Below are 26,256 nucleotides of genomic sequence, written 5' to 3'. Positions count from 1 at the left end.
AAACAAGAGCGAAACGCAAAGACAGCGCTTTTGCCACCATCGCGCATTGCGTCACAGAAGAGAGGTGTGGCCGTGCAATCGGTCGGCGAGAAGTCAGTCAGTCGACGTCGAGGGGCTCGGTGCCTGCTGCCTGCCCTTCGGTGGACAGGCGGATTTTCTCGACCTTCTCTTCTGCCTTTTTCAGCAAAGTGTCACAGTGGCGCTTGAGTGCTTCGCCCCGCTCATAGGCTTCGATGGACTTTTCCAGTGCGACATCGCCCCGCTCGAGGCGCTGCACGATCTGCTCCAGCTCAGCCAATGCGGCTTCGAAGGTGAGATTGGAAAGGTCGGACATGGTGAAGTTCCTTTGATGACGGGGTAGCCTTGAAACGCCAGAATCACGAATGGGTTCGCGATTCTTACTCTCTTTCTTACATGGAAAATTCGGCTTGGAAAAGAGAACATCAGGCAAAGAAAAAGGGCCCAGTGCCTGCCAGAACGTGGACCCCGGAGTCGGCCTTGTGTCTTTCCGCCTATTATCGCAATCGCACGAACAGGATCGCAGGATTGCTCTTGGTCAAGATGTCGCCAACTTTGCCCCGCTGGCAGAATGCCCTATCCATGCATCAGCCTGTCGACATGCACAGCCACTGACCGCGCAAGCGCCGTCAGGTCGTAGCCGCCTTCCAGCAGGGAGACAATGCGATTGTTACAGCATTTGTCAGCCACGTCCATCAACTTGCCAGTCATCCACGAGAAATCTGCCTCGGTGCACGTAAGATCCCCTAGGGGATCGCGGATATGAGCGTCAAATCCGGCGGAAATGATCACCAGATCGGGGCTGAAATTGTATAGGGACGGGAGAATCCGGGTTTCGAATGCTTCACGAATGTGATCGGAGCCATTGCCTGCGGCAAGGGGCGCATTGACGATGTTGCCCTCGTCATCCTTGCCGGTCTCGTTCCATTCACCGGTGCCTGGATAAAGTGGCATCTGGTGCGTGGAGCAATACATCAGACTCGGATCATCCCAGAAAATGTCCTGCGTGCCATTGCCGTGATGGAGATCAAAGTCGATCACAGCGATCCGCTCGGCGTCATACTTGGCCTGAGCGTATCGGGCTGCAACGGCCGCATTGTTGAAAAAGCAAAAGCCCATAGCCCGGTTGATTTCCGCATGGTGACCCGGAGGGCGAATACCGCAAAAGGCATTATGGGAATGCCCCTGCATTACCTCGTCGACGGCCTGCGTCGACGCGCCTACGGCATAGAGGGCAGCATCCAGCGTGCCCGGCGACAAAGTGGTGTCGCCGTCGATCGAGACCAGACCAGTTTCGGGCGATACACTTTCCAGCATGCCAACATGATTTTCCGGATGGCAGCGCACAATGTCTTCACGCCGTCCCATCTGCGCCTCTTCGCGCGGCATGAAGTGGAATTTCTCATGTTCAAGCGCCATATTGACCGCTCGCATGCGATCGGGGCGTTCGGGATGCCCCTCCGGGGTCTCGTGCTTGAGAAAAGACGGGTGCGTGATATAGACCGTGGACACAGTCGGATACTCCTCCAAGGGGCTCGCCAATCTTTGACTGCTGGCTGAGATTCCCCGCTATCCGTAATTTTCAGGATACCCTATCCAACGGGAGGACGGGCATGCAAGTCAATGCAACATTTGGGGCAAGACGATGACAATACAAGCATTGCGAGATGATCCACGCCCCGATCCTCGCCAAAGGGAGAGGCCTTGCTGCTCACAGGGTGCCCCTTTTTTGGCCCCTCGCCTTGCGTAAGGATGAGAGGTGATGGGCTCACTCGTCCACCGCATTAACCATGGGCGGCAAAATAGTTCCCTTAAGAATTGATTAACCATAAGCTCCTGACTAGAGTTCGCTTACCAAGCAAGGCGACCGGAGCCAGCCGATGTTTTCTTTCTATCAGAAGCTATTCATGATCTTTCGGGCGACATTCCTCTATTCGGGACGCGCGCCTCGCAGAGAATTCTGGCTGTTCCTGACGGTTTATGTGCTGATGTTCTTTGCCGCGATTGGTGCTGACGTAACATATTTTCGCGAGGCACAGCCAACGGGCTTGCTGATCGTGCTGAGAGACCTGTTTGGAGGGCGCGAACCATTCGTGCCTTTGTTCCTGCTCGTCTTCACGCCACCACTGGTCTCTCTCACCGTGCGCCGCCTGCACGATCGGGGGTTTGATGGCTGGTGGTCGTTGCTTGGCCTCTTGCCGCTGTTGGGCTGGCTGCCGCTGGCCTATCTTTTGGGTCGCAAGGGACAGCAAGGCTTCAATCGCTTTGGGGCGGACCCTCTGGCGCTGGCCCATGTGATGCAGTCCGAGACGAACAACCAGAACAGCCATAGCGAAGCGACCGGTTCGTCTTACGCACCCGCTGAATAAAATTGTCCGTCTACTTGCCAGACACAATGATCACTGCAATGCTTGACGATATGTCTTTTGCTGGATGGTCATCATGCATTTCACGACAGCGGTTCAAACAGTCTTTTTCAAGAAATATGCCACCTTCAAGGGCCGCGCCCTGCGTTCGGAATATTGGTGGTGGACGCTGGCGATAATTCTGATCGCGACTGCGGCGCAGATCGTCGACATCTCATTTCTGGCGACCCAAGTGCATATGATGCGAGGTCCGGGCGCCTTTTCCGTGGAGCATAATGGCCCACTTTCAACGATTGTAACACTGGCAACCATAACTCCCAATCTGGCAGTCATGGTGCGTCGCCTGCATGACAGCGACATGAGCGGCTGGTGGTTCTTTATCGTCTTTGTGCCCCTGTTGGGGATGCTGTTCTTTCTTTATCTGCTGATCCGACGCGGCACCGATGGCCCCAACCGGTTTGGTCCCGATCCGCTTGACCCGTCCTCTAATCTCCAACAAGACTGGCAGCGCGGGACAAGCGATGCGCCAGCCCAGCATGAGGGACGACGCTATCGAGGCCTGCCAAGGGATGAGGATGCGGTGCCAGACGACCGTATGTCAGAAGATATCGTTGAGGACGAAGCATCAGGACGGCGCCCTCCATCCAACCCCGAACCCGAACCCAAACCCGAACCGAGGACAAAGGAGACAGCTCCGTCTCGCCCCTCATGGCGAACCCCATCCACCCGCAAGGATGGGTTCCAGACGACGCAGGAACGGTTCAAGGACAAATAGGACCAAAACCTGACTTTGCGTCTCACGGGTTGAAGCGCGCCAGGGTGTTCTTTAGCGAACCGGGCCGCATGCTGCTCTGTTGACGCACAGGCCAAACCGTGTATTGACTTGAAACAACAAATCAATTTCATCTCTTTCATACAGCAGGTCTCGCCATGAACAGCAAGGATGTTGGCTCCCCATATGCCATCCCGCAACCGAGCGTTCCCACGCTGCCGATCACCGGATCAGATCAGCTTTTTCCCATCAGGCGGATTTATTGTGTTGGTCGCAACTATGCCGCCCATGCCATCGAAATGGGACACGATCCCGACCGCGAACGGCCTTTTTTCTTCCAGAAAAATCCGGACAATATCCTGTGTGATGCGGACTTTCCCTACCCGCCCCTGAGCAAGGACGTGCATTTTGAGGTCGAGTTGCTCGTCACCTTGAAGGCAGGTGGGTGCGATATTCCGGTCGATGAGGCTGAAAACCTGATCTTCGGCTATGGCGTCGGGGTCGACTTCACCCGCAGGGATCTTCAGGCTCAGGCAAAAAAACAGGGTCGCCCTTGGGCCGCAGCAAAGGCGTTTGAAGCCTCAGCGCCCGCTTCGTCCATTGTGCCTGCCAGCGCTGCTTCCTCGCTTACGGGCAGGCGCATCTGGCTCAAGAGGAATGGCGAGCTGCAACAGGACAGCACGCTCGACCACTTGATCTGGAGCGTACCAGAGGTCATCAGCGAACTGTCAAAGCAATTTAAACTTGCCGCCGGGGACGTAATTTTCACCGGAACGCCAGCCGGGGTCAGCTCTGTTCAGATCGGCGACCGTATCGACTGCGCGGTGGAGGATATTGCCGCGCTGTCTTTTCGCGTCGTCTGAGCCGTCATCCTTGAGAGCAAAACACAAAACCCCGATGCACTGCACCGGGGTTTTGCTTGTTCTGTGGCGTATCCAGGCCCGATCAGCTGACCGTGATATCGAGGCCCAAATCGAAGTTGGGGGCCGAATGGGTGATGTAACCGGCGGAAATGAAGTCAACGCCAGTTTGGGCCACCGCACGGATGGTCTCAGGGCTGACACCACCGGAAGCCTCGGAAATGATGCCCGTGCCTTCCATCATGGCGAGTGCCTCGCGAATGGTCTCCGGGCCCATATTGTCGAGCATGACAACATCGGGCTTGGCTGCGATGGCTTCTTTGAGCTGCTCGAGGGTATCAACTTCGATTTCCACCTTGACCAGATGGCCGACATAATCGCGGGCACGACGGATCGCTTCGGTGACAGAGCCGGAGACGGCAATATGGTTGTCCTTAATCAGGATCGCGTCATCAAGGCCAAACCGATGGTTCGAGCCGCCGCCGCATTTCACGGCATATTTTTCAAAGGCCCTGAGACCCGGAGTGGTCTTCCGGGTGCAGGTCACTTTGGCGTCGGTGCCTTCGGTCAGCTTTACCATCTGGTTGGTTGCCGTGGCAATGCCAGACATGCGGCCCATAAAGTTGAGGGCGATGCGCTCGGCTGACAGCACCAGACGGGCGGGGCCAAAAATGCGGGCCACCACGTCACCCTTTCTGACTTCCGTGCCATCTTCCATTTGTGGGCTGAAGGTGACAATTTCACCATGCCATTTGCCGATCAACCGGAAGGCGCTGTCTGCCAGCGGGATACCGGAAATGACTCCTTCGTCACGGGCGGCAATCACGGCTTTTGCGTGGGCGGTTTCGGGGATCGTCGACAGGGTCGTGATGTCCCCGGCCAGTCCCAGATCCTCTTTCAGCGCCGCCAGCACTGCCTCGTCAATGATGGGTTGTGGCAGATAGAGCTTGTCTGCTGAAAAGCTGGTCGCTTCGCTCATGGGCGAGATATCCTCCTAGTCGACGCTCCGGTCGAGACAAATTGCTATGGCTCATTGGTGGGTGGGTAGATGTCAGTTGGTCCGATTGACGTGCCGCTCAGTCCAGATCTTCCTCACCGTGATGCTTCTCAAGAACGGCTGCCACGATGGCATCGGCTTGTTTCAGGGTCATGTAGGTCCGCTTTTCCCACGCCTTATCTGGCGTAGGATAATCAGTGCGATAATGGCCACCCCGACTTTCGGTGCGTTGCAAGGCAGAGGCCGTCATCAATTTTGCTGTGATCAGTTGATTGCGAAAGCTGTTGCTGACTGCTTTTTTCTCCAGTTTCACAATGATCTGCAAGGCCTTTTCCAGCCCTTCCCCATTGCGCTCCACGCCAACATAGCGGCTCATGGTCTTGCGCAGCTTTTTCACATCTTTTGCCGGTTGAGGCACGCCGGGCAACTGGTCCTGATTGGCCAGTGGCTCGCGGACGTGAATTTGGGGGCTGTTGACCTGTCGATTGATGTCTTCGGCAACAAAGGACGCAAAGACGACGGCTTCAAGCAAGGAGTTGGAGGCCAAACGATTGGCACCATGCGCCCCGGTCGAGGTTACCTCGCCTGCGGCCCAAAGACCGTCCAGCGTCGTGCGCCCCATGGCGTCGGTCAGCACGCCGCCCATATGATAGTGGGCCGCTGGCGCAATGGGCAATGGGTCCTTACGCGGATCGAGCCCTGCCGCCTGGGCATAGGCAAAGACCGTCGGGAAGTCTTCGGGGAATTTCTCACCGATCGCCGCTCGGCAATCAAGAAAGGCGCCTTTGCCTTGTTCCACTTGTCGATGGATGGCGCGGGCGACAATATCCCGTGGGGCCAACTCGGCATCGGGATGCTCATCAAGCATGAAGCGATGGCCATCATTGTCGATCAGGTGAGCACCGTGGCCGCGTAGGGCTTCGGTTGCCAAAGGGGCCGGATCCTTGTCAAAGTCAAGCGCTGTGGGGTGGAACTGCATGAATTCTGGGTCTGCAATAACAGCACCCGCCCGGGCAGCCATGGCGATGCCATCGCCTTTGGATTCGACTGGGTTGGTGGTAACCCGATATAAGTGGCCACTGCCCCCGGACGCCAGCACAACGGCGCGGGCGGGGAATAGAACGGTGCTGATGCTTTCGGTCTCGGAACTGGTGCGTGCACGGGCAATGACGCCCTCAACATAGCGGCCATTCATGTGCAGTCGTTCGGCCTGATAGTCCGAGACGATACGGATGGATGGCAAATCCTGAACCCGCTTGATAAGGGCACGCATGATGGATGCGCCTGCCATATCGCCGGACACCCGCACGATGCGGTTGGCGGAATGGGCTGCCTCACGGCTCAGTTTGAGGGTGCCGCGCAAATCCTTGTCAAACGGCACGCCAACCTCCAGCAGATCGAGAATACGATCCGCCGCAGATGAGACCATCAAACGGGCAATCTGCTCGTCAACGATGCCCGCACCGGCCGAAACCGTATCCTTGAGGTGGGCCTCGACGCTATCGCCTTCGGACACGGCGGCGGCGATGCCTCCCTGTGCCCAGACGGAGGACGAGCCTTCGCCAATGGGAGCCGCCGAAATGACGGTGACCGGGCGCGGGGCCAGTTTGTAGGCACAGAACAGGCCAGCCAAGCCACCACCGACGATGATCACATCATCGTTGGTTTGCCAGCTTGCCGGACGGAAATCATCGGGCGCGGAGAAGATCATCGCGAGGTGTCCCTGACTTGTGAGACAATGGCTTGTGAGACAATGGCTTGTGAGACAATTGAACCAGTGAAAACACAATCACAGGAACCAAGGGCACGCAAACGAAAAAGACCCGGTCATACCTCTGCAAAAGGCGAGTAGACCGGGCCGCGGCTCGGTTAGGATTTCAGATTGATCATCCGTTCAACCGCCAAACGGGCCTTGTCGGAGACCAACGGATCCACGGTAACCTCCTCCTGCATATAGAGCAGGCTGTCGAGGATTTTCGGCAGGGTGATCTTCTTCATGTGCGGACACAGATTGCAAGGACGGACGAAATTCACGTCCGGCGCTTCGCTGGCCACATTGTCGGCCATCGAGCATTCGGTGATCATCATCACCTTTTCCGGCCGGTTGTTGAGCACCCAGTCAATCATGCCCTTGGTAGAGCCGGAGAAATCGGCCTCTTCAACCACTTCTGGCGGGCATTCCGGGTGCGCAATGATCTGTACATCCGGCATCTGGCGACGGTAGGAGCGGATTTCATCTGCCGAGAAACGCTCATGCACTTCGCAGGATCCCGCATAGGTCAGAACTTCGACATCCGTCTGACGGGCAACATTCTTGGCCAGATACTGATCCGGGATCAGCAAGACCCTGTCAGTGCCCATGCTCTCTACCACCTGCACGGCGTTGGAAGAGGTGCAGCAGATGTCACATTCGGCCTTCACGTCGGCACTGGTATTGACATAGGTGATGATCGGAACACCGGGATATTTGTCACGCAAGGCGCGCACATCAGCCGCGGTGATCGAGGAGGCCAGCGAGCAACCTGCCGTCGCATCGGGAATCAACACCGTTTTTTCCGGGCAGAGAATCTTCGAGGTTTCGGCCATGAAATGAACGCCACACTGGATGATCAGATCCGCGTCCGAGCGGGCCGCCTCAATAGCCAACTGCAGGCTGTCGCCCTTGAAGTCCGAAACGCCATGGAAGATTTCCGGGGTTTGGTAATTGTGGGCCAGAATGACCGCGCCGCGCTCTTTCTTGATCTTGTTGATGGCGGAGATGTAAGGCGCATGGAATGGCCATTCAATTGGAGGAATGACATTCTTGACCAGCTCATAGATGGGCGCGGTTTCGGCAGCCACTTCGTCGGTATATTCGAGCGAAGGCATCGGCAAAATACCGCGTTCCTTGGCGGCTTTGCTCGGATTACGGGTCGCAAAATCGGTCGCGCTTTGTGCAGGCATCATGCTTTGAGCCTCCTCTCTTTTGCGGAACGGATGGCCGGAGGATGATGCCTCCCGCCTTCGGGTCTTGCCGGTGTGATTGCAACCCGGCTCGACTGTCTGGTGTTTGATGGCTTATCGGCACATGTAATGACACTGGTAAATTGCCAACTTGCGCTTCATTACTTATACTCAACTTGAGCATAAAGGGGGCCATAAAACAACCAGCGCTCCGCTGGTCCTCCTGCCGCATGGCAGGTCTCGATTGTTTTTCGAATGCTAATATAGGTGCAGACTATTGAAAATTCCAGACCCCACCGAGCAACAGGGGATAAGTGCTACCTAAGTCGGAGCCGTAAGTATGCATGACGGAAGGGCTGCTATGACGCCATCAAGGACGCTGTTTCAAGAGGCTGGAAGGTGAAAAACCCGTATCTCTTGAAAGGGATACGGGTTTTTCGAAGAGTTTCAAATATACTGTCGCTCTGAAAATCAGATGATAGCAACCATGTAAAAAAAGCTTGGCTTCAAAGATCTTGATGATCACTCAATGGCTATGACCATAAGACGGTAACGTGACAGATACATGACAAATATGCCTATGAGACAGTGCTTATTGATGAAAGAATTTGATGCATTGATCATGAATAATCACTTTTCCTGAGGCCTTTTGACGCTTAAACTGGCGCCTCTTGGGAATCGGCAGCACTCTTCATGCCTTGTGATTCCATCCGATATTGGGAGACGGATCCATGACCGAACTACCAAAAAGCCGCCTACCCTATGGCCTGATCATATTTTTGGGTTGTCTTGTCGCGATCATTGGCTTTGGGCCGCGCTCAACCATGGGCTTTTTTCTCAACCCCGTCACTGTCGAGAATGGCTGGAGCCGTGAAGTCTTTTCATTGGCCATCGCCATGCAGAATCTGGTCTGGGGCGTCGCACAACCAATTGTCGGCATGATCGCTGACCGGTTTGGCACGGCCAAGGTCCTGACTGCCGGGGCGTTGACCTATGCGGTATCGCTTTATTGGATGTCCGGCGTAACCGATCCCACCTCTTTCACCATGAGCGCAGGCGTCCTGATGGGGATCGGCATTGCAGGGTCAGGCTTCTTTCTGGTGCTCGCTGCCTTTACCCGCCTCTTGCCCCCACATTATCGCTCCGTTGCTTTCGGCCTGGGAACCGCAGCAGGCTCGATGGGTCAGTTTCTGTTTGCGCCGATCAGTCAAGGCCTGTTGGCGGCCTATGGCTGGCGTGAGACCCTTGCCATCATGGCGGTGATCGTGCTGATCGTGCCGCTGATTGCCCCGATCTTTCGCGGCAAACCTGCTGCATTCGCGACAGGTGGTCAGGCGGACCAGAGCCTGCTCGACGCCTTGCGGGAGGCCTTTGGCCACAATTCCTACATTCTGCTGGCCTTCGGTTTCTTTGTCTGCGGCTGGCATGTGGCCTTCATCACGACCCACCTGCCGCCCTTCATCGCCGACTATGGCATAGATGCCAAATGGGGTGGCTGGGCTATTGCGCTGATTGGCCTGTTCAACATGATCGGGGCCTTCACGGCAGGCATTCTTGGCGGGCGGGTGCAGCTGCGCTACATGCTCAGTTTCATTTATCTGGCGCGGGCGGTCGTGATTACCGGTTTTGTAATCCTGCCAGTCTCCGTTCCGTCGATTCTTGTATTCTCTGCCCTGATGGGGCTGCTGTGGCTTTCCACCGTGCCGCCAACACAGGGGCTGGTGATGAAGATGTTTGGCACCCGCTATGTGGCAACTTTATTCGGGTTTGTCTTCCTGTCCCACCAGATTGGTGCCTTTCTTGGCGTCTGGCTTGGCGGTGTGCTCTATGATGCCTTTGGCAGCTATGACGTGATCTGGTTCATTTCTATCGGACTGGGGGTGTTTGCCGCTTTGGTTCATTGGCCGATCAAGGAAGAAGCCGTTGCTCGCCTTCAGACCAACGAAGCCTGAGGCACAAACAACAAGAGCACCCGCCAGGTGCTCTAATTCCCTTTCATTTGCATGTCTGCTTCTGCTGGATCAGGCCGGCGTGCCACTGGCAAAACCGGTAATCTGCCAATCGCCGTTTGGCACACGGCAGATTTCACCCTGAATATTCTCAACCCCGGTCACACGATGCATCGAGCTTTTGAAGAAGCGGCATTCCTGATCGACCAGAGTGGGCAGCATTTTGACTTGCGTGATGCGTCCCTTTGATCCGGTCACGGGATTGTCCCAATTGCCGGTCGCCAAATCGGTGTTTAAATCCCCTTGATCGAAGGATGAAATCTTGGCCAACAAAATCTGCCAGTCAGACGGATCAATGCCCGCCAGAAGAGACGGGGTGGTGCCGATGGATCCGGTTGTCGCTGTATCCACCTCAGGGCCACCAATTCCGATGGATGCGCAGGCGCCAAGCGAGCAACAGGCGGCCAAGGCACACATCCGAACACCCTTCTTGAGGATGGTGGGTATAGATGTATGGTAGCTCTGACCAATCACGTTGCTGTCCTTTACAATAGCCGGGCAAAGCTGCATTGTCGCAACGAAACCCGCCTGTCACACCTCGTTTTATTTTCTGCTAGGAAAGTTAATGACTGGTAACTTTATTGAGGCAAACAAGCCTCTGGAGCTGTTTTCTGCTTGGCTGAAGGATGCTGAAGCCAGCGAACCGAACGACCCGAACGCCATGGCCGTTGCGACGGTAGACGAAAGTGGTATGCCGAATGTCCGCATGGTTCTGTTGAAGGATTTCTCTGAAGAGGGATTCGTCTTCTATACCAACTTCGAAAGTGCCAAAGGACGGGAATTGCTGGCCTCACAAAAGGCTGCCCTGCTGTTTCATTGGAAGAGCCTCAGACGCCAGATCCGTATTCGCGGCCCGGTCAGTGTGGTGACACAGGAAGAAGCGGATGCCTATTTCCATTCCCGCGCTCGTGGCAGCCGGATCGGTGCCTGGGCGTCGAAACAATCCCGCCCCCTTGAAAGCCGCTTTGCGCTGGAGAAGGCGGTGGCGGAATATACCGCCAAGTATGGTCTGGGCAAGGTTCCGCGGCCTGACTATTGGTCCGGTTTCATTGTCAAACCAGAGCAGATGGAATTCTGGCATGATCGCCCCTTCCGCCTGCATGACCGCGTTCAATTCAACGCCGTTGAAGGTGGCTGGCAAAAGAGCCAGCTCTATCCATGATCTGACGGACTGCTGTCAATCCAGTACAGATATCAAAAGCCCGGACGAGCCTTGCTTGTTCCGGGCTTTTGCTTGTCTGAGCAAACGGGACTTCACGGCAGTGTGACCAACACGGACGGAACGTTATCTCCCGGCTTTCCGCTTGCGTGGTAAGGATGGTCAAACTTGCTATCTGAAGGGTGCAGTGCATGGTCCTTGTCCGAACGATCCTTGTTTCTTGTCTCAGTGGTTTGCTGTGTCTGCCTCTGACAGCCGAAGCAGCAGAATCCCTGCGACTCAACCGCATCGGCACAGCACCGGCCGCCGTTGTCCCTGTAGGTCCAGCCTTGTCTGAAAGTGAGCGGCGCGCTCATGGTGCCCCATTGCCTGACGGGCGCGTCGCCAAGGCCAATGGCGACATTCGAGCAGTCTGGCTCAGCCAACCCACAGACCGCTATCGCCACGGAGTGATGGGAGATGCCATCGAGGCCGGAGCGGTTACGGCTCGGCGCAAAGATGGCATGCTTGTCAGCTTTGTTCTGCCTGACGATTCCGTGTTTGAGGATCTGCATCCCCGCCTTGCGGATCTCGATGGAGACGGGCGCACAGAAATCGTCCTGGTGCGGTCCTATCTGACCAAAGGGGCGGCGCTTAGCATTTTGGGGTTGCGCAACGGCAAGCTTGAAATTTTGGCCGAGAATACCGCCATTGGCACGGCGAACCGCTGGCTCAATCCGTCCATTCTGCTTGATGCCCCTGACACCGGGGAGGTGCGGGTCGGGCTGGTGCGCACGCCGCACATTGGTGGGCAGCTGCAGATCTGGCGCTATGCTGGGGGCGCATTCCGCCGCATCGCCGTCGCTGAGGGATTTTCAAACCATACCATCGGCAGCCGGGCGCTTGGGCTTTCTGCCGTGCTTTCCAAAGGCAAGGCCCGGCGCATCTTGCTACCAGACGCCCGGCAAAGGCGGTTGTTGCTGCTGGATGGGGATCAACTCACTATTCTGGCCTTCGTGCCTCTGCCTGCACGGCCTGTGCGCGATTTCGGCGTCCAAAGGGACACCAGTGGGCATCAATCCGTCATGCTGGTTTTGGCAGACGGGCAGCTTTATCAGTTGGATGATCCCAGCGGCCACTGGTTCGATTGAGGCCTCAGTGCGTGCGGAGGTCCCCACGCCACATGCGTCCGATATTGGCGAAGGCGTGTTATCAACAATGGAGGGGAGACAAGGCAAGTCAGTGACTGATTTGCCCACGGAAATGGAGTATGAAGGGGATCCCTGCCCTCACCTCATTTCCAATCATCACAGATCTCAGGCCCATGACTTTTTCCCTTGCCCCGCTCATTCAGGGCTTCATCATCGGCGCGTCCCTCATCATTGCCATCGGCGCGCAAAATGCCTTCGTTCTGAAACTGGGCCTACAGAGACAGCATGTCTTGCCTGTGGTCCTTGTATGTGCCTTGTCAGACGCTCTCATGATCGCGGCTGGCGTCGCTGGCATGGGGGTGCTGGTCAAGAAATCAGAGATGATCCTGACGATCATCACCTGGGGTGGTTTTCTGTTCCTTGCCGTCTATGGCGGTCAGGCCTTTCTGCGTGCCTTCAAAAGCGAAGAGATGCATGTCGGCAATGGAGGTGCAATCAGTCTGAAACGCGCCATCCTGACCGTGCTGGCCTTCACCTATCTCAACCCGCATGTCTATCTCGATACGGTGCTGCTGATTGGCAGCCTGTCAGCGCAATGGGAAGGACATGCCCGCTGGATTTACGGCATCGGGGCAATGTCAGCGTCATTTGTCTGGTTTTTCGCGCTGGGCTATGGCGCCCGCATTCTCACGCCGTTGTTCGAAAAACCCCTTGCTTGGCGCATTCTTGATTTCTTCATTGGCCTTGTCATGTGGACGATCGCCTTGACATTGATCTGGAGCTTCATCGCAGACTGACCATCACCGTTGATGCCATCAGGCATGAAACTTCTGGGAACTTCTGATCATTCCGGGGCGCGCCGGGGTGGCAACAAAAAAAGCGCATCCGACAGGCATGCGCTTTTTTGATAATCTGTAGCCGATGATCTTGCCCAACAGCCCTGTTCTGTCAGTGACCGACTGCAGGCATGCGCTCCGGACATCCGGCGATCGATCGAACAGGCCACCAACTGGCGTAGATGACAGGACGTCACCCAGCTGTCAGCACAAACATGGGGAAACTTAGTAGTTTTCCGGATGCGGATCGTAATCGGTGTGCTTCTGTTCGTGATGCTTCTTGACGCAAGATGCTGCGGCAATCGCACCAATACCGATTTTGTGGTATTCTTTTTCCAGTTGGTCTTCTTTGACGTAGTTTTTGGTCTGTTCAGTCATGGCTTTCTCTCACGCACTTTTGCCAAGGTAACAAGGGTTGAACGAACTATACCGCATGATGGTAGGGCATCAGTTTGACTCAAACCTGACACCGCTTTTCTATCCCCGAAAAATTTCAGTCCCAATTTTGGATGCAGCATGGCTCACATTCCAGCTTTGCAAATTTAAAGCCAGTTTCGATCACTCCATCATGGACAACAAATATTAATCATCAATGCATTAATTGAAATATTGTTTAAAATATTTCCACATATAAGTTCATTTATTTCACTCCACCCCTTTAGACTTCACCGAAGCTTTGCGAGAGATGGGACTGGCGAACGGATTTTTCCAGATTTATCGACACATATGCAAAAATTTCATGCGCGATATGCGCTAGAGGCATACGACTGAAGTCGTAATTCGTGGGGGAGCTGTCTTTTTTTGACCACTCTTAGGGCGGTTGCCCCAAGATTAAGCAGTCGCACGGAGGCAAGCAATTCCGCTCCCTGCTCTTTTCTTGGGCAGAAATTCAGAAATGCTCACGATGTAGCCAGTAAATGGTTCGAGGTCGCGTGCTGATCAGGACGGCGTGATATAGAGGGAAAGCAGGCGGTTGGATTCTCGCTTGATCCGCTCAATCACTTCGGGATCGCGGACCATCTCCTTTTGCTCACTGTTGCCACGCATGAAGAGAGGAAACAATGTCACCCCCATCCGGAAGGACAGGAACAAGTCAGGTGGAATGTCCCTCACGGTGCCTTCGGCAATGCCTTGCTGAATCGACTGGTTGATAATTTTGATCACACGCCCGATTTTCACGTTGGTTTTGTTGAAGATCGAATGATCATAGGGGGCGGGGAAGTCCGCCAGAAGCAGGCGGGCATAGCCCCGTTTCGCGACATAGAAATCGATTGTCCGATCTGCGCTGGCCAGCAAGGCTTCGCGTGGCGGCAAGCCGTCAAGCTGCTCGTAGACTGCAATCAGCTCATCCATCAGTTGATCAGCCAGAGCCTCAAGCAGTTCCTTGCGGCTGGCAAAGTGGGCATACAGAGAGGGAAGCTGAATGCCAACCTGATCCGCAATGTCCCGCAAGCGCAAGCCTTCGACACCTTTTTCCGCAATCTCGACCTCCGCGATATCGAGAATCAAATCGCGAGTCTTGCGGGCCTCATTGGTAAAATTCTTGCGTTTGTGTGGCATGATGTCGTCCGGGTTTGCCTTGCCTGTTTATGCTGGGCGGTCAAGAGAGGAACCTACTGGCAATTGGCGATCCCGTTTCGGGTCTTCGATTGCTCTTATGTCTCGTTCACTCACTTTCCATATGCGCCCTAGCTTCTTTCTATGCAATTGCCTTGTGAGCGATGCACCCAAACGCCATCAAAGGTTGGCATTTGCATCAACTCTCGCGTCCATTGTTCATTTTTTTAAAATCTGAACAAGCAACAAGTCTTTGCTCATTGGTCTTAGTGACAAAATGAAAAACGGAATGTTAACCGCATCTCCCTCCCTTATTGCAGGTCGCTTTTGATGCAAAAATGGTCGCCAAAAGCGACCATTTGCTTTTGTTTCGATAGTCTAGACGCGGTTAGGCACCGATATTGACGATTACACGACCTCTCACACGACCCTCAACGATGTCTTCGGCGGATTGGATGACATCATCGAAATTGACGGTCTTGGTCAGGCTTTCCAGCTTTGCCAGATCGAGATCTGTCGCCAGACGTTGCCATGCGGCGATCCGCTTGGAACGTTCGACCATGACCGAGTCGACACCCAGCAGGCTGACACCGCGCAGAATGAATGGCATCACCGTCGTCGGCAGGTCAAAGCCTTGAGCCAGACCACAGGCTGCCACAGCACCACCATACTTGATCTGTGAAAGCACATTGGCCAAAGTCTTGCTGCCAACCGCATCGACTGCGCCAGCCCAGAGTTCCTTGCCCAGCGGTCGGCCTTCTCCCGATAGTTCGTTGCGATCGATCAGCTCTGCCGCACCGAGACCTTTCAGATAGGCCTCCTCGGTTAGCCGACCGGTCGACGCGACCACATGATATCCGAGTTTTGAGAGAATAGCTACTGCTACCGAGCCAACACCACCTGCGGCCCCAGTGACCAATACAGGCCCCTTGTCCGGGGTGACACCAGCATTCTCCAACGCCAACACACAGAGCATGGCAGTATAGCCCGCTGTGCCGATGCCCATGCATTGAGCCGGGGTCAGCGCGTCAGGTTTGTGGATCAGCCAGTCACCCTTGACGCGGGCCACTTCACTGTAAGCACCCATATGGGTTTCACCGACGCCCCAGCCATTGAGGATCACCGCGTCGCCTTCTTTGAAATCCGGATTGTCGGATTTCATAACCGTGCCAGCCATGTCAATGCCAGGCACCATCGGCCACCGGCGAACGACGGGGCTTTTGCCGGTAATGGCCAGCCCGTCCTTGTAGTTGACCGTGGAATGGCTGACCTTGATGGTCACATCGCCTTCCATCAGGTCTGCTTCTGTCAACTGTCGAGCGGAGACTGTCTGCTTTTTGTCTTCACCGCGATCGATAACGATGGCTTTGAATGAGCCCATGGGGACGTTTCCCTTCCAATATTCTATGCCGCAAGGCGTTGTTTTTGACAGAAATCTAGAGCGCAATTATGACGGGTTATCCACGAACCATCACCCGATCCTGCTCCCTTGCATTCAACACGCATCGAAACACTTTTTCCAAAGGTCTGTCAAAGGGAAGTCATGCATGCAGCCCATGTTTTAGGAGCATGCTATGCGGCGCTATAAGCGCAAGCGGTGCACCTACCAGATATAGTCTCGCACGGGCAAAAATGCATAGAAGTTGATTTTTGTTTCGGTTTCATGGCTCAATAGTAGCACGAATGGATGTGATCAAACGATTCTGGGAAGCAGTCGAATGATTTATGAAAGTCCATCTGACCCAGCTTTAACGGACTGGCTCAACATCTGCGATTTTGAAGCGCTGTTTTGGGAAGAGAGCATCCGAATACAGAATTTCGACCGCGCGTTGGCCAACGAGCGACCGAGCTTTGTCCAGCAACATCCATCCACTTCCCACGTCGGGCCGGGAGCCAAGCATGTTGATGAGTGGCTCCCTTTGCTTTTGTTTGGCAAGCATATTGCCGGAGACATGCGTTATTGGGATTCGACTGTGGAGGTCTGCACGTGTCGAACAGGCTGCGCGGACCCCAAAACGCAGAATGGCTGCAGCTTTGACGCCCTTTATCGCATTGTCTCCAATCAACCGCATATCTCGCCGGACCGGGAAGGGTATCTGGAAATCACCCGCGCGATGAATCCCCGTCAGGGCGCGGATCTGGTGCGACGTGACCGGGAAATCTCGCGCATCGGCATGCATATGGGAATCGCTTCGAAGTTTGGCTATGAAGTTCATGAAGTTGAACAGGAAGTGTTGCGTGCGGTGTTGCGCAAGGCCGCCAAGCATTATGAACCGCACACCACCCTGATCATCTGGTTGCGCGAGGAACCGCGCGCCCTCTCCTATCGCCTGGATGATCCGCAGTTCCTCAAGGATGTCAAACGCGCCTGCAATGGTGTCTTTGCCGGGATCTGTGTCGTCGGTTTTCGCACAGGGGTGAAGTGGTTGCTGGGGGATGGCCTATAGCACCTGCAAAAAGACCACGTTGGACTGGGACAGCTCGAATTCACTATCGTATTTGGTGGGCGCGGGGTGACCATGGGCGGTGGTGAATGTGCCTGCGCATGTCACCAAATCAAAAACACCATGTCCCGGATCAGATCGCCCCATCGCACTGTGAGCCTCCGACATAGTGTGCGCCAGCGACGATAGCCGCTTTCATGAGGTCGTCTGTGTTGTGGGCATTGAGGACTCAATCATGGATCTCGGAGCGCATTGTCAAAGATAGTGCGATGCATGCGAGCCACAAAAAAAAAGCCGCGGCACTGCAGCCACGGCTTTTCAATTGTTTGCATTCGGCTATTGCGAAACGCGGATTGCTCAGTTCAGCTTGGTGCCGAGCTCGGCGATAGAGGCTTTCAAAAGGTCCTTGCCGGACTTGCCAGCCATTTCCTTCGTCAAAATGCCTTCAGCTGCCTTGACGGCCAGATCGGTCGCTGCGCCCTTGACCTCGGCGATCGCCTGGCCTTCGGCCTGTGCAATCTTGTCTTCGGCCTGCTTGGTGCGGCGGGCCACATAGTCCGTGATCTTGGCGCGTGCTTCCCGTTCCATCGCTTCTGCTTCACGCTTGGCGAGGGTTATGATTTCCTCAGCTTCGCTTTCGGCCTCACGGGCCTTACGCTGATATTCAGCGAGCAGGGCCTGAGCTTCTTCGCGCAAGCGACGGGCTTGATCCAGCTCGTCTTCGATGCCTTTGGCGCGTTTGTCCAGAGCGTCAGCGATCTTGCCCGGCACACCCATCTTGACGATGAGGGCAAGGAACAAGACCAGAGCAACAAGGGCCCATAAAGTAGCATCACCCATTGGTCACTCCCCTAGTTCGCTTTAGCTGCCGAAACAGCCGCTGCAATGTCTTTTTTCGCGACCCCGGAGCCAAGCAGTTTCTCCAGAATGGCTTCGGTTGTGCTCTGGGCAATGGCGTCGACTTCACCCATGGCAGCTGTTTTGACTGCGGTGATTTTCTCATCCGCTGCCGTTAGCTGCTTGGCAATGTCTGCCTCTACCTTGGCGAATTCAGCGTCGAACTGTGTCTTGGCTTCTTCGCGGGCGGTGTGGGCAATGCCATGGGCTTTCTGGCGCGCTTCCGCAAGAGACTGCTCGTAAGAAGCAATTGCTTCATCGGTCTCCCGCTTGAGACGCTCAGCCTCACCCAGATCACTGGCAATTCGGTCACGCCGAACTTCCAGAATATTTGCGATGCGTGGCAGGGCCACCTTGGACATAATGTAATACAGAAGTCCGAAGGTGATGGCCAACCACAGAAGCTGTGAGCCGTAGGTGGTGGAATCAAACGGAGGGAAAGCCCCGCCGTCGTGATGATCACCACCGTGCCCGGCAACTTCCGTATGCGCATTCACTGGCTGGCCGGATTCGGTTGCCATTGGCTGACCGACTTCGGCTGCTTGTTCAGTTTCTGCGTGCGCATCACTCTGTTGCTGCGCCATCGTCATCTCCCAGTCAAAAGAGCCAGAGCCGCCGTGAAGCTTGTTCGCGGTGAAAGAGCTGTCGTCACTTGGTCACTTTTTCTGCTCCGTTGTCGGAACAGTTTGGTGGCCGCGTCAGACGGCTTCTGACGTGTTTTGAGTCTTCGTTCGGCTTAAATCGGTGAAACGAATTAAGCTACGAAGAGGAGCAGGAGTGCGATAACCAGCGAGAAGATGCCAAGACCTTCTGCAAGAGCTGCACCAATCAGAGCGTTGGTGAACTGTGCAGGGGCGGCGGAAGGGTTGCGAAGCGCGCCACTCAGATAGTTACCGAAGATGGTACCAACGCCGATACCAGCGCCACCCATACCGACACATGCGATACCAGCACCAATCAGCTTTGCTGCATCTGCTTCCATTGTAATCTCTCCTATTACATCAATCGAGAAGTTCGAGAATTAGAGTTTTCGTTGGGTTGAATTTGTGTTCCACACGGACCTTGCTGTGTATCCTAGTGCGACGGATGGATCGCGTCATTCAGATAGACACAGGTCAGGATCGTGAATACGTAGGCCTGCAGGACTGCAACCAGGAACTCCAGAGCTGTCAAAGCGATGGTCATGGCGAACGGGAACAAGGCCCCAAACCAGCCAACGGCCCCCATCGCAGACAGCGAGACCACAAAACCGGCGAAAACTTTCAACACGATGTGGCCTGCAAGCATGTTCCCGAACAGACGCAAAGAGAGGCTGACCGGACGCGACAGGAATGACAGAATTTCAATCAGGATAATGAAAGGTGCGATTGCACCGGGAAGACCGGATGGTGCGAACAGCTTCAGGAAGCCGATGCCGTTGCGCATGAAACCATAGACGATCACGGTTGTGATCACCAACAGGGCCAGTGCCAGAGTCACGATCAGGTGACTGGTCACGGTGAAGAAGTAAGGAAACAGGCCAATCAGGTTGGCCGTCAGCACGAAGGCGAAGAGCGAGAAGACCAGTGGGAAGAACTTCATGCCTTCCGTGCCGGCGGTGTTTCGTAAGGTACTCGCCACAAGCTCATACATGAGTTCCGCCGCGGATTGCCAGCGGGTCGGCACCAGACCACGGCCAGAAGTGGACAGGATCAGGAAGCTGGAGATCGTCAAAACGATCAAGATCATGAAGAATGCGGAGTTCGTCATCGCGAACTCGACGCCGCCAACTTCACCAAGCGAGAAGAAGTTCTTGATCTTGAATTGCTCAATAGGACCGGCCACGACTATTGCCCTCTTTAAATCTGGTTCAGCCTATCCGGGGCACAAGGTCTCAGCCTCAATGCTCCGCAGATCCGGCACGTGTTTTTTAGGATCGGTATGCCTTTAGCAGCTTCCGTCCGTTTCATTCAAGCTCCCGGCGGTGGAATTTTGCCCGCCGAGCGCAGCATGTTTAGCATGCCAGCCAGAAAACCGAGAAGAAGGAAAATAATCAATCCCCAAGGTGCCAGCCCAAACCATGTGTCAATCAGGAAGCCCACTCCGCCGCCAACCAGAACGCCCGCAATGAACTCCGAGCCCAAACGCCACGCCAGAGCGAGGCTTGTTGCACCGGATTGCTGTTGGCTCTGCTTGCGGGCATCTGTCGCCTGATCCTCTTTCAAACGAGAGAGTTCAGCGTCCAGTTGCTCCAAGCGATTGTCCAGCTTCCCACCCTTGTCACCAGCAGTTTCGCCCAGAATTTCCGTATCTTTCTGTCCGGTCATCCGGTTTGTTCCTGCCACTGTCAAAGACGGGCGCACCATAATCGGGGGGGCAAGGGGTGTCAAGATAACTCTAACCAATCCTATCTTATTGAATTTGTTGATTTATCAATCATTCGACACCGTTTTTCCATACATTCTCCGCCCAATTGCGAATGCGAAACCGGTCCCAGCGGCGCAAAACAGGTGGAAATCCACGAAAAAACACGTGATTTCGGAGCGACGTTGATCCGGATTTCTGCCGATATACCACGAAAGTAGAAGCTTTTCCGACAGTTTTCCTTCCGGCCTAGCTGTTAGTCTTGGCCATTGAGGGGATAATTCTGGATAATCGAGAAGAAATCCATTCAAAAAAGAATCTATTCGTGCACCCCACATGGATCGTCCTTACGAACTTTTCATTTGGGAGTGATCGAATTGATCCCTACCTTAGGGAAATTACGAAATTTTCATGTTCCAGCGCAAGAAAAGGCCGCTTTGGCCTCATCTTCGCCCAAAGCGGACCATATTTCGATCTTTCATGCCCCCGTTCGGCACCCAGCAACCCCATGGTCACAATCACCATGGAAAGCCGGGCACCGGTGACAGCAGGCGATGTGGGGGATCGCAATCAATCGAATGGTGGAGGTTTGATGCCAATTCGCTCCTTGCTTAACAGTCGTTCCCCGAAACTGGCCCTGTTGACGGTCTTAGTGGCTGGTGGCTTTCTTGGCAGCACGATGTTGTCGTCGGCCGAAGTGGCAGGTTCCGCCGCTCCCCCGTCGGTCCCAACCAGCAATCAGACCGAAGCCAAGACAAATGGCACGCCTTCTGTTTCCGCGTTGCTGGGCTCGGATCTTTCCAATTTGCCAGAGCTTGGCAGCAATTTTGCCAGTTTCTCGCTGGACAATGGCATGCAGGTGGTGGTGATTCCCGATCATCGGGCGCCCGTGGTCACCCATATGGTCTGGTACAAGGTCGGAGCAGCTGACGAAGAACCGGGCAAGTCGGGAATCGCGCATTTTCTCGAGCATTTGATGTTCAAGGGTACTCCAGCCCATCCGGACGGGGAGTTTTCCAAAATCGTGGCCTCGATCGGCGGGCAGGAAAATGCCTTCACGTCGCAAGACTATACCGCCTATTTTCAACGGGTTGCCAAACAGCATCTGCGCTTGATGATGGAACTGGAAGCAGACCGGATGATTAATCTGGAACTGCGCAAGGAACAGGTCGAACCTGAATTGCAGGTGATCCTCGAGGAACGCGCCAGCCGGATTGACAACAACCCTGCAGCCCAGTTGGGCGAGGCGTTGGGCGCTGCGCTTTATCGCAATCACCCCTACGGCATTCCGATCATTGGCTGGGAACATGAAATGAAGGGATTGAACCGCGAAATCGCGCTCGATTTCTACAAGAAGTTCTACACACCCAACAATGCCATCCTGATTGTCGCCGGGGACGTCACCCCGGATGCAGTCAAAGCATTGGCCAAAGAGACTTACGGGAAAATTGCCAAACGTGCCGATATCGCGCCGCGAATTCGGGTCTCCGAACCGCCGCAGCGCACTGCCCGAACCGTCACCTTGCGCCACGAGCGGGTGCGCGAACCCAGTGTGCGACGCTCATACATGACGCCTTCGGAAACCTCCGCCGCACCGGGGGAAGCTGAGGCCCTTGATATTCTTGGTTATATTTTGGGTTCCGGCACCAATTCCCGGCTCTATCAGTCTTTGGTGATCAAGCAGAAGGTCGCGACGTCTGCGGGGGCATTTTACATGTCCGGTGGCCTCGATGATACAAGCTTCTTATTCTATGGCTCCCCCGCTGAAGGCAAAAATGTCGAGGATGTGCTCGATGCCATCAAAGGAGAGATTGCCAAGCTCATTGCCGACGGGGTCACTGACGAGGAAATGCAACGCGCCAAACGCTCGATGCTGGCTGATGGCTTCTTTGCGCAGGACAATCAGGCAACACTGGCGCGGATTGTTGGCACAAACCTGACCTCGGGCTCGACACTGGAGCGAATCAAAAGCTGGCCACAGCGCCTTGCCGGAGCAACCGCGGATCAGGTGGTCACAGCTGCCAAAACCTATTTTCAGGAGCATCGCTCGGTAACCGGCTATTTGCTGCCACCGGAAGCGGAAAAAATGGTCAAAGCATCAGACGCGGACGCAAAAGCTGCGCAGCCAATGGAGGCAAAGTCGGATGCCGGGGCAGTGTCAGATACAAAGGCAGATCCTGCCCTAGATCCAGTCCAAGACAAGGACGCTGTGACCCTGCCCGGCCCAAAAGCGCGCAAGATGTCGATGCCAAAACACGCCCCGAAAGACTCATCGAAGGTACCTGCACCGCAATCGCGACCTCAGGGACATCCCAAGCCGAAACCGTCCCAGAAGACCGAAATCAAAGGATAAGGGAATCACCTGATGAAAACCAATAAAGCTGCCTTTCACCATGGCCCTCATTTCCAGAGATCGAAGGCCGACAGCCATCCGCGTGCCCCGCAGCCATCCGCGTCGCGCAAACTCAATTCAAAGGTCTATCTGACCTTGGTGACTTTCATCGCAACGCTTTCCATGCTGATCGGCCTGTCTGTTGCCAAAGCTCAGGAAATTCAGGAAGTCACCTCACCGTCCGGCATTAAAGCGTGGCTGGTGGAGGACCATACTGTTCCGATCATCTCGATGGACTTTTCCTTTGCCGGTGGCACGGCACAGGATGCCGAAGGCAAGGAAGGCACGGTCAATATGCTGACCAGCCTGCTGGACGAGGGTGCTGCGGATCTGGATGCCAAGGCCTTTCAGACCGCTTTGGAAAAGGATGCGATCAAACTCGGCTTTGATGCGGGACGCGACCGTTTCTTCGGTTCTTTGAGAATTCTGACCCCCAATCAAGCAGCCGGTTTCGATCTCCTGGCCAAAGCCGTTCAGGCGCCGCGCTTTGATGCCGATCCGATTGAGCGGATGCGGGCAACCTGGATCTCCTCGGTACGTCGCGCCTCCACCCAACCGGAGACGATTGTTGCCAAGGCCTGGGGCGAAGCGGCTTATCCGGGTCATCCCTACAGCAAGCCATCACGCGGCACCGTTGAGAGCCTCACAGCCATCAGCCGTGACGATCTGACGACCATGCACAAGTCCATTTTTACCCGTCAGGATCTGACCATCGGAGTGGTTGGAGCGATTGATGCAGAAAGCCTGGCCAAGATCCTTGATCAGGTTTTTGCGCCCCTGCCAGAAAAAGGTGCGCTGAAAGTGGTCGAAGATGTGACGCTCTCCAGCACCGGGTTGATCGAAGTGCCGTTTGACGCGCCACAGACGACGATTCGGTTTGGCGCGCCGGGCATCGATCGCAAGCATCCGGATTTCTTCCCCGCCTATCTGGTCAATCACGTTCTGGGTGGAGGCAGCTTCTCATCTCGCCTTTACAACGAAGTGCGCGAGAAACGCGGCCTTGCCTACGGGGTCTATAGCTATCTTGCCGATCTCGATCATATTTCCCTGTTTGGCGGCGGAATGTCGACCCGTACCGACAATACCCAGCAGGCGATCATGCTGCTGAAGCAGGAAATCGCCCGCATGGCCAAGGATGGCCCGACCGCAGAGGAACTGGCCGAGGCGAAAAAGTACCTCATCGGCAGCTATCCATTGCGCTTTGACAGCTCGTCGAAAATCTCTCGTCAGCTGGTCGCTGTGCAAAATTCCGAGCTCGGCAAAGACTATTTCGAACGCCGCAACAGCTATATCGAGGCAGTGACCCTTGAGGATGCCAAGCGTGTGGCCGCCCAACTGCTTAACCCGAACAAGCTGTTGATGATCACTGTCGGCAAGCAGATGAAAACCGCGGATGCCGCTCCGTCAAAGCCCAAGGCCGCTGCAAACGACAACCAGATGCAGCAGACTGCCAAAAGCCAGTAGACAGGCCAACGCGCCGAAACCGCCAGATTGTCAGATTGTCAGTCAACAAAAAGCGCGGATCCGAGATCCGCGCTTTTCTTTTATGCTCTTGGCGTGGGACCTAGAATTTTCCGGACACAAGATCATTTTCAACCGAGCGAAGATTGCTCATGATTTGCGACAGTTCAACGGATGTTTGATGTGCCGTGCTGGGCACACCCTTGCATTTGAACTTGGTTCCCCTGATGTCGAATGGGGCCCCCAATCGTTCAAAACAGGCCCGCATGCGGCTTGTGGATCGGATGGCACGACTGGTGTAGCGATAATAGACCTTGCGGGTCTTGGAGCCATTGGCCGGGATCCGAACCGTCTTGGTGCTCTCATGCTTCTTTCTGCCTTCCGAGGTTACCTTGACCCAGACAGAGGCAGTCATCGGGAATGGGCATTTGTTGGTAATCCGCATATACCAGTTGTCTCGATTGGCCTTGGCCTTTGTACGCAAACAATATTTGGACGAGCCGCCGCTATTCTTCATGGCCTGCTTGTTTTTGAAGTACCAGGACTGGAAACGCTTCATCGTGCTGATGCGGTTTTCGGAGCGTGTGCCGACTTTGCGGAAGGAAGAGAGCTTGGCCTTGATGGCCTTGCTGGAATGCTGCCGGTATTTCGACGGAAAGGCCTTCGCCCGTTCCGGCAACGCCCTCATCAGACGGCCTTCCATGTCGGCGACAAAATTTTGATAGGCTTGGCGGTCATTCTGAGACAGTCCATTGCCATTGGCTCTGGCCTTGGCGATGTTGTAATGGGCCTTGCGGATGCCTTCGGACAGAAAGCGGATATAGTCCGAATGGCTCTTGGATTTCTTGGTGCGTGCATCCCGATACAAGGTGGCAGCTTCGCGTATGCCAGAAAGGCCAACAGGTCGAACGGTGTTGCGCTGACGGTTCTCCACATCCGCCATGATCATCTTGGCAAGACGGGTGCGAGAAGAGTTGACGCCAAATCGTCCAGCTTCCACGGCCTTTCGATAATAATATCGGGCACGCTGCGGGTCCTTGGAAACCCCTTTGCCGGCATAATGCATCCAGCCGAGGCTGTAAAATGGCTCCTTGCGACCGGCTTTTTCAGCCTGCTTGAGCAGCCGGAGGGCCTTGCCGTAATCAGCCGGGACATCCTTGTTGAGCGTGAGGTAATAACCAGCGCGAAAGGCGGACAAGCTGTTGCCGTCACGGGCATTGGCCAGATGCAACCTCACGGCCTTGGGTATATCTTTGTTGAAACTCGCGTCCCCATCAGCCAGATTCTGCGCGTGCATGAAGCGCGCATGGGAATAGCCCTTGCGAACCGCTTTCAGAAGATAGTCCTTGCCAAAAGAGGGTTGGTCATTGGCCAGATAGGCGCGATAGAGCTGATAGTTGGATCGGCCATCATTCTTTTTCTCGACCGCCCGAAGGCAGGCCTGCACGGCGCTTTCCGATTGCTTTTTCAATTGCGACCAGGACACCGACGCCCCTGTTCCATCTGGATCATCGGGATGCGTGGCCAGACGATCACATTCTGTCAGCCCATTTTGGGATTCTGGTCGCGGCGTGGGACGGGATGACTGGCTGCTGGATGGATCCGAAGCCGTGTCATCGGAAAGCATCACCCGGGCCAGGTCGGAAAAATGCCCGTCGGGATATTTTTCAAGATAGAGCCGCAGCATACGCGGTGACGCATTGCGACTGACCGTCTCCCAGAAGGCGATTTCGCCCGCAGTTTGAGCCTGCACCACCGGTTGATACAGAAAGCCGAGCGTAAATAGAATTGCTGCAAACAGGCCAACATGCTTGCCTGACTTCATGGGTTCAATCCTCATTTGAAAACTGGCACGAAAGACCGCCCCAGATCATTTTGACAATATCAATTGGCATGCGACAAAAAACAACGTCGGGGAACGTCGTCACATGCTATAGGAACAAATTCATAGCCTAGTAGATTTCCTTAGGAAGCTCAAGACGCTCGCGAAAACCGAGCCGAGTGCCTTGTTCTCAACGCACCAGTTGGCCAACAAAAAAGGCGCTCCGGTAAGAACCGAGGCGCCTCTGGAT

25 protein-coding genes are annotated in these 26,256 nt (G+C 55.1%); 10 read left to right on the top strand and 15 right to left on the bottom strand.

Annotated features, from left to right (window positions below):
- Positions 1–97 precede the first annotated feature (97 nt).
- Together DSD30_RS12285 and DSD30_RS12280 are read right to left on the bottom strand one after the other, a co-directional pair.
- The gene (locus DSD30_RS12285) at positions 98–334 is read right to left on the bottom strand and encodes an exodeoxyribonuclease VII small subunit (protein ID WP_114009977.1); all 237 of its coding nucleotides are present in this window, start codon (positions 332–334) and stop codon (positions 98–100) included.
- A 260-nt stretch (positions 335–594) separates the two neighbouring features.
- Positions 595–1,530 (bottom strand): histone deacetylase family protein, encoded by a 936-nt coding sequence (locus DSD30_RS12280; protein WP_114009976.1) that lies wholly within the window; start codon positions 1,528–1,530, stop codon positions 595–597.
- A 368-nt stretch (positions 1,531–1,898) separates the two neighbouring features.
- On the opposite strand from DSD30_RS12280, the gene DSD30_RS12275 reads away from it, so the two are divergent.
- The 3 genes from DSD30_RS12275 to DSD30_RS12265 all read left to right on the top strand — a co-directional run bounded on the left by DSD30_RS12275 (position 1,899) and on the right by DSD30_RS12265 (position 4,019).
- Entirely contained in the window at positions 1,899–2,387 is a 489-nt protein-coding gene (locus DSD30_RS12275) for a DUF805 domain-containing protein (protein ID WP_114009975.1), read from the top strand.
- A 73-nt stretch (positions 2,388–2,460) separates the two neighbouring features.
- Complete coding sequence (locus DSD30_RS12270) at positions 2,461–3,159, top strand: DUF805 domain-containing protein (RefSeq protein ID WP_114010424.1); 699 nt, start codon at positions 2,461–2,463, stop codon at positions 3,157–3,159.
- Between the two features lie 155 nt (positions 3,160–3,314).
- Positions 3,315–4,019, top strand: coding sequence for a fumarylacetoacetate hydrolase family protein (locus DSD30_RS12265; RefSeq protein ID WP_114009974.1), 705 nt, complete (start codon positions 3,315–3,317; stop codon positions 4,017–4,019).
- Between the two features lie 82 nt (positions 4,020–4,101).
- On the opposite strand, the gene nadC is transcribed toward DSD30_RS12265, so the two are convergent.
- The 3 genes from nadC to nadA form a co-directional block, all read right to left on the bottom strand.
- Positions 4,102–4,995, bottom strand: a complete 894-nt coding sequence (nadC, locus tag DSD30_RS12260; protein ID WP_114009973.1) for a carboxylating nicotinate-nucleotide diphosphorylase — start codon at positions 4,993–4,995, stop codon at positions 4,102–4,104.
- A 97-nt stretch (positions 4,996–5,092) separates the two neighbouring features.
- Positions 5,093–6,724 carry an L-aspartate oxidase gene (locus DSD30_RS12255; RefSeq protein ID WP_114009972.1) on the bottom strand — a complete coding sequence of 544 codons (1,632 nt, stop codon included), beginning with the start codon at positions 6,722–6,724 and terminating at the stop codon, positions 5,093–5,095.
- Between the two features lie 158 nt (positions 6,725–6,882).
- Positions 6,883–7,959 (bottom strand): quinolinate synthase NadA, encoded by a 1,077-nt coding sequence (nadA, locus tag DSD30_RS12250; RefSeq protein WP_114009971.1) that lies wholly within the window; start codon positions 7,957–7,959, stop codon positions 6,883–6,885.
- A 728-nt stretch (positions 7,960–8,687) separates the two neighbouring features.
- Here nadA and DSD30_RS12245 point away from each other — a divergent pair.
- A complete protein-coding gene (locus DSD30_RS12245) occupies positions 8,688–9,908 on the top strand; it encodes an MFS transporter (RefSeq protein ID WP_114009970.1) in 1,221 nt (406 codons plus the stop codon).
- A gap of 69 nt (positions 9,909–9,977) precedes the next feature.
- On the opposite strand, the gene DSD30_RS12240 is transcribed toward DSD30_RS12245, so the two are convergent.
- Positions 9,978–10,439 carry an RT0821/Lpp0805 family surface protein gene (locus DSD30_RS12240; protein WP_157967684.1) on the bottom strand — a complete coding sequence of 154 codons (462 nt, stop codon included), beginning with the start codon at positions 10,437–10,439 and terminating at the stop codon, positions 9,978–9,980.
- A 91-nt stretch (positions 10,440–10,530) separates the two neighbouring features.
- On the opposite strand from DSD30_RS12240, the gene pdxH reads away from it, so the two are divergent.
- The 3 genes from pdxH to DSD30_RS12225 all read left to right on the top strand — a co-directional run bounded on the left by pdxH (position 10,531) and on the right by DSD30_RS12225 (position 13,051).
- Positions 10,531–11,127, top strand: a complete 597-nt coding sequence (gene pdxH, locus DSD30_RS12235; RefSeq protein ID WP_114009968.1) for a pyridoxamine 5'-phosphate oxidase — start codon at positions 10,531–10,533, stop codon at positions 11,125–11,127.
- A 188-nt stretch (positions 11,128–11,315) separates the two neighbouring features.
- Positions 11,316–12,254, top strand: coding sequence for a hypothetical protein (locus DSD30_RS12230; RefSeq protein ID WP_114009967.1), 939 nt, complete (start codon positions 11,316–11,318; stop codon positions 12,252–12,254).
- 173 nt (positions 12,255–12,427) lie between these two features.
- A complete protein-coding gene (locus DSD30_RS12225) occupies positions 12,428–13,051 on the top strand; it encodes a LysE/ArgO family amino acid transporter (protein WP_114010423.1) in 624 nt (207 codons plus the stop codon).
- Between the two features lie 264 nt (positions 13,052–13,315).
- Here the strand turns inward: DSD30_RS12225 and DSD30_RS21540 are convergent, their stop codons facing one another.
- The 3 genes from DSD30_RS21540 to acuI form a co-directional block, all read right to left on the bottom strand.
- Positions 13,316–13,468, bottom strand: a complete 153-nt coding sequence (locus DSD30_RS21540; protein ID WP_157967683.1) for a hypothetical protein — start codon at positions 13,466–13,468, stop codon at positions 13,316–13,318.
- 561 nt (positions 13,469–14,029) lie between these two features.
- A complete protein-coding gene (locus tag DSD30_RS12220; protein ID WP_114009966.1) occupies positions 14,030–14,650 on the bottom strand; it encodes a TetR/AcrR family transcriptional regulator in 621 nt (206 codons plus the stop codon).
- 385 nt (positions 14,651–15,035) lie between these two features.
- Complete coding sequence (gene acuI / locus DSD30_RS12215; RefSeq protein ID WP_114009965.1) at positions 15,036–16,028, bottom strand: acrylyl-CoA reductase (NADPH); 993 nt, start codon at positions 16,026–16,028, stop codon at positions 15,036–15,038.
- A 337-nt stretch (positions 16,029–16,365) separates the two neighbouring features.
- Here acuI and DSD30_RS12210 point away from each other — a divergent pair, with 337 nt between their 5' ends.
- Positions 16,366–17,094 (top strand): hypothetical protein, encoded by a 729-nt coding sequence (locus tag DSD30_RS12210; RefSeq protein WP_114009964.1) that lies wholly within the window; start codon positions 16,366–16,368, stop codon positions 17,092–17,094.
- 354 nt (positions 17,095–17,448) lie between these two features.
- On the opposite strand, the gene atpF is transcribed toward DSD30_RS12210, so the two are convergent.
- The 5 genes from atpF to DSD30_RS12185 all read right to left on the bottom strand — a co-directional run bounded on the left by atpF (position 17,449) and on the right by DSD30_RS12185 (position 20,294).
- Positions 17,449–17,931: a F0F1 ATP synthase subunit B gene (gene atpF / locus DSD30_RS12205; RefSeq protein WP_114009963.1), complete on the bottom strand. Its 483-nt coding sequence runs from the start codon at positions 17,929–17,931 to the stop codon at positions 17,449–17,451.
- Positions 17,932–17,942: 11 nt separating this feature from the next.
- Positions 17,943–18,578: a F0F1 ATP synthase subunit B gene (locus tag DSD30_RS12200; RefSeq protein WP_425359464.1), complete on the bottom strand. Its 636-nt coding sequence runs from the start codon at positions 18,576–18,578 to the stop codon at positions 17,943–17,945.
- Between the two features lie 164 nt (positions 18,579–18,742).
- Positions 18,743–18,970: a F0F1 ATP synthase subunit C gene (locus tag DSD30_RS12195; RefSeq protein WP_114009962.1), complete on the bottom strand. Its 228-nt coding sequence runs from the start codon at positions 18,968–18,970 to the stop codon at positions 18,743–18,745.
- A gap of 92 nt (positions 18,971–19,062) precedes the next feature.
- Positions 19,063–19,812 carry a F0F1 ATP synthase subunit A gene (locus DSD30_RS12190; protein ID WP_425359463.1) on the bottom strand — a complete coding sequence of 250 codons (750 nt, stop codon included), beginning with the start codon at positions 19,810–19,812 and terminating at the stop codon, positions 19,063–19,065.
- 125 nt (positions 19,813–19,937) lie between these two features.
- Complete coding sequence (locus DSD30_RS12185; protein WP_114009960.1) at positions 19,938–20,294, bottom strand: AtpZ/AtpI family protein; 357 nt, start codon at positions 20,292–20,294, stop codon at positions 19,938–19,940.
- A 545-nt stretch (positions 20,295–20,839) separates the two neighbouring features.
- On the opposite strand from DSD30_RS12185, the gene DSD30_RS12180 reads away from it, so the two are divergent.
- Positions 20,840–22,684 (top strand): M16 family metallopeptidase, encoded by a 1,845-nt coding sequence (locus DSD30_RS12180; RefSeq protein WP_114009959.1) that lies wholly within the window; start codon positions 20,840–20,842, stop codon positions 22,682–22,684.
- 12 nt (positions 22,685–22,696) lie between these two features.
- On the top strand, positions 22,697–24,187 hold the full coding sequence (locus tag DSD30_RS12175; protein WP_114009958.1) for a M16 family metallopeptidase: 1,491 nt from the start codon (positions 22,697–22,699) through the stop codon (positions 24,185–24,187).
- A gap of 100 nt (positions 24,188–24,287) precedes the next feature.
- Here the strand turns inward: DSD30_RS12175 and DSD30_RS12170 are convergent, their stop codons facing one another.
- The gene (locus tag DSD30_RS12170; RefSeq protein ID WP_157967682.1) at positions 24,288–26,009 is read right to left on the bottom strand and encodes a tetratricopeptide repeat protein; all 1,722 of its coding nucleotides are present in this window, start codon (positions 26,007–26,009) and stop codon (positions 24,288–24,290) included.
- Positions 26,010–26,256: the final 247 nt, after the last annotated feature.

This window comes from Cohaesibacter intestini, from assembly GCF_003324485.1.
Lineage (GTDB): Bacteria > Pseudomonadota > Alphaproteobacteria > Rhizobiales > Cohaesibacteraceae > Cohaesibacter > Cohaesibacter intestini.
This window is presented reverse-complemented; position numbering and strand designations above follow the sequence as displayed.

What these genes read in the sequence shown, in the direction of transcription:
- DSD30_RS12220 (WP_114009966.1), bottom strand. Translation starts at nt 14,650, where the DNA reads ATGCCACACAAACGCAAGAATTTTACCAATGAGGCCCGCAAGACTCGC.
- DSD30_RS12170 (WP_157967682.1), bottom strand. Translation starts at nt 26,009, where the DNA reads ATGAAGTCAGGCAAGCATGTTGGCCTGTTTGCAGCAATTCTATTTACG.
- DSD30_RS12255 (WP_114009972.1), bottom strand. Translation starts at nt 6,724, where the DNA reads ATGATCTTCTCCGCGCCCGATGATTTCCGTCCGGCAAGCTGGCAAACC.
- DSD30_RS12270 (WP_114010424.1), top strand. Translation starts at nt 2,461, where the DNA reads ATGCATTTCACGACAGCGGTTCAAACAGTCTTTTTCAAGAAATATGCC.
- atpF (WP_114009963.1), bottom strand. Translation starts at nt 17,931, where the DNA reads ATGGGTGATGCTACTTTATGGGCCCTTGTTGCTCTGGTCTTGTTCCTT.
- DSD30_RS12175 (WP_114009958.1), top strand. Translation starts at nt 22,697, where the DNA reads ATGAAAACCAATAAAGCTGCCTTTCACCATGGCCCTCATTTCCAGAGA.
- DSD30_RS12245 (WP_114009970.1), top strand. Translation starts at nt 8,688, where the DNA reads ATGACCGAACTACCAAAAAGCCGCCTACCCTATGGCCTGATCATATTT.
- pdxH (WP_114009968.1), top strand. Translation starts at nt 10,531, where the DNA reads ATGACTGGTAACTTTATTGAGGCAAACAAGCCTCTGGAGCTGTTTTCT.
- DSD30_RS12265 (WP_114009974.1), top strand. Translation starts at nt 3,315, where the DNA reads ATGAACAGCAAGGATGTTGGCTCCCCATATGCCATCCCGCAACCGAGC.
- DSD30_RS12195 (WP_114009962.1), bottom strand. Translation starts at nt 18,970, where the DNA reads ATGGAAGCAGATGCAGCAAAGCTGATTGGTGCTGGTATCGCATGTGTC.
- DSD30_RS21540 (WP_157967683.1), bottom strand. Translation starts at nt 13,468, where the DNA reads ATGACTGAACAGACCAAAAACTACGTCAAAGAAGACCAACTGGAAAAA.
- DSD30_RS12180 (WP_114009959.1), top strand. Translation starts at nt 20,840, where the DNA reads ATGGTCACAATCACCATGGAAAGCCGGGCACCGGTGACAGCAGGCGAT.
- nadC (WP_114009973.1), bottom strand. Translation starts at nt 4,995, where the DNA reads ATGAGCGAAGCGACCAGCTTTTCAGCAGACAAGCTCTATCTGCCACAA.
- DSD30_RS12210 (WP_114009964.1), top strand. Translation starts at nt 16,366, where the DNA reads ATGATTTATGAAAGTCCATCTGACCCAGCTTTAACGGACTGGCTCAAC.
- DSD30_RS12230 (WP_114009967.1), top strand. Translation starts at nt 11,316, where the DNA reads ATGGTCCTTGTCCGAACGATCCTTGTTTCTTGTCTCAGTGGTTTGCTG.
- DSD30_RS12185 (WP_114009960.1), bottom strand. Translation starts at nt 20,294, where the DNA reads ATGACCGGACAGAAAGATACGGAAATTCTGGGCGAAACTGCTGGTGAC.
- nadA (WP_114009971.1), bottom strand. Translation starts at nt 7,959, where the DNA reads ATGATGCCTGCACAAAGCGCGACCGATTTTGCGACCCGTAATCCGAGC.
- acuI (WP_114009965.1), bottom strand. Translation starts at nt 16,028, where the DNA reads ATGGGCTCATTCAAAGCCATCGTTATCGATCGCGGTGAAGACAAAAAG.
- DSD30_RS12200 (WP_425359464.1), bottom strand. Translation starts at nt 18,578, where the DNA reads ATGACGATGGCGCAGCAACAGAGTGATGCGCACGCAGAAACTGAACAA.
- DSD30_RS12285 (WP_114009977.1), bottom strand. Translation starts at nt 334, where the DNA reads ATGTCCGACCTTTCCAATCTCACCTTCGAAGCCGCATTGGCTGAGCTG.
- DSD30_RS12275 (WP_114009975.1), top strand. Translation starts at nt 1,899, where the DNA reads ATGTTTTCTTTCTATCAGAAGCTATTCATGATCTTTCGGGCGACATTC.
- DSD30_RS12225 (WP_114010423.1), top strand. Translation starts at nt 12,428, where the DNA reads ATGACTTTTTCCCTTGCCCCGCTCATTCAGGGCTTCATCATCGGCGCG.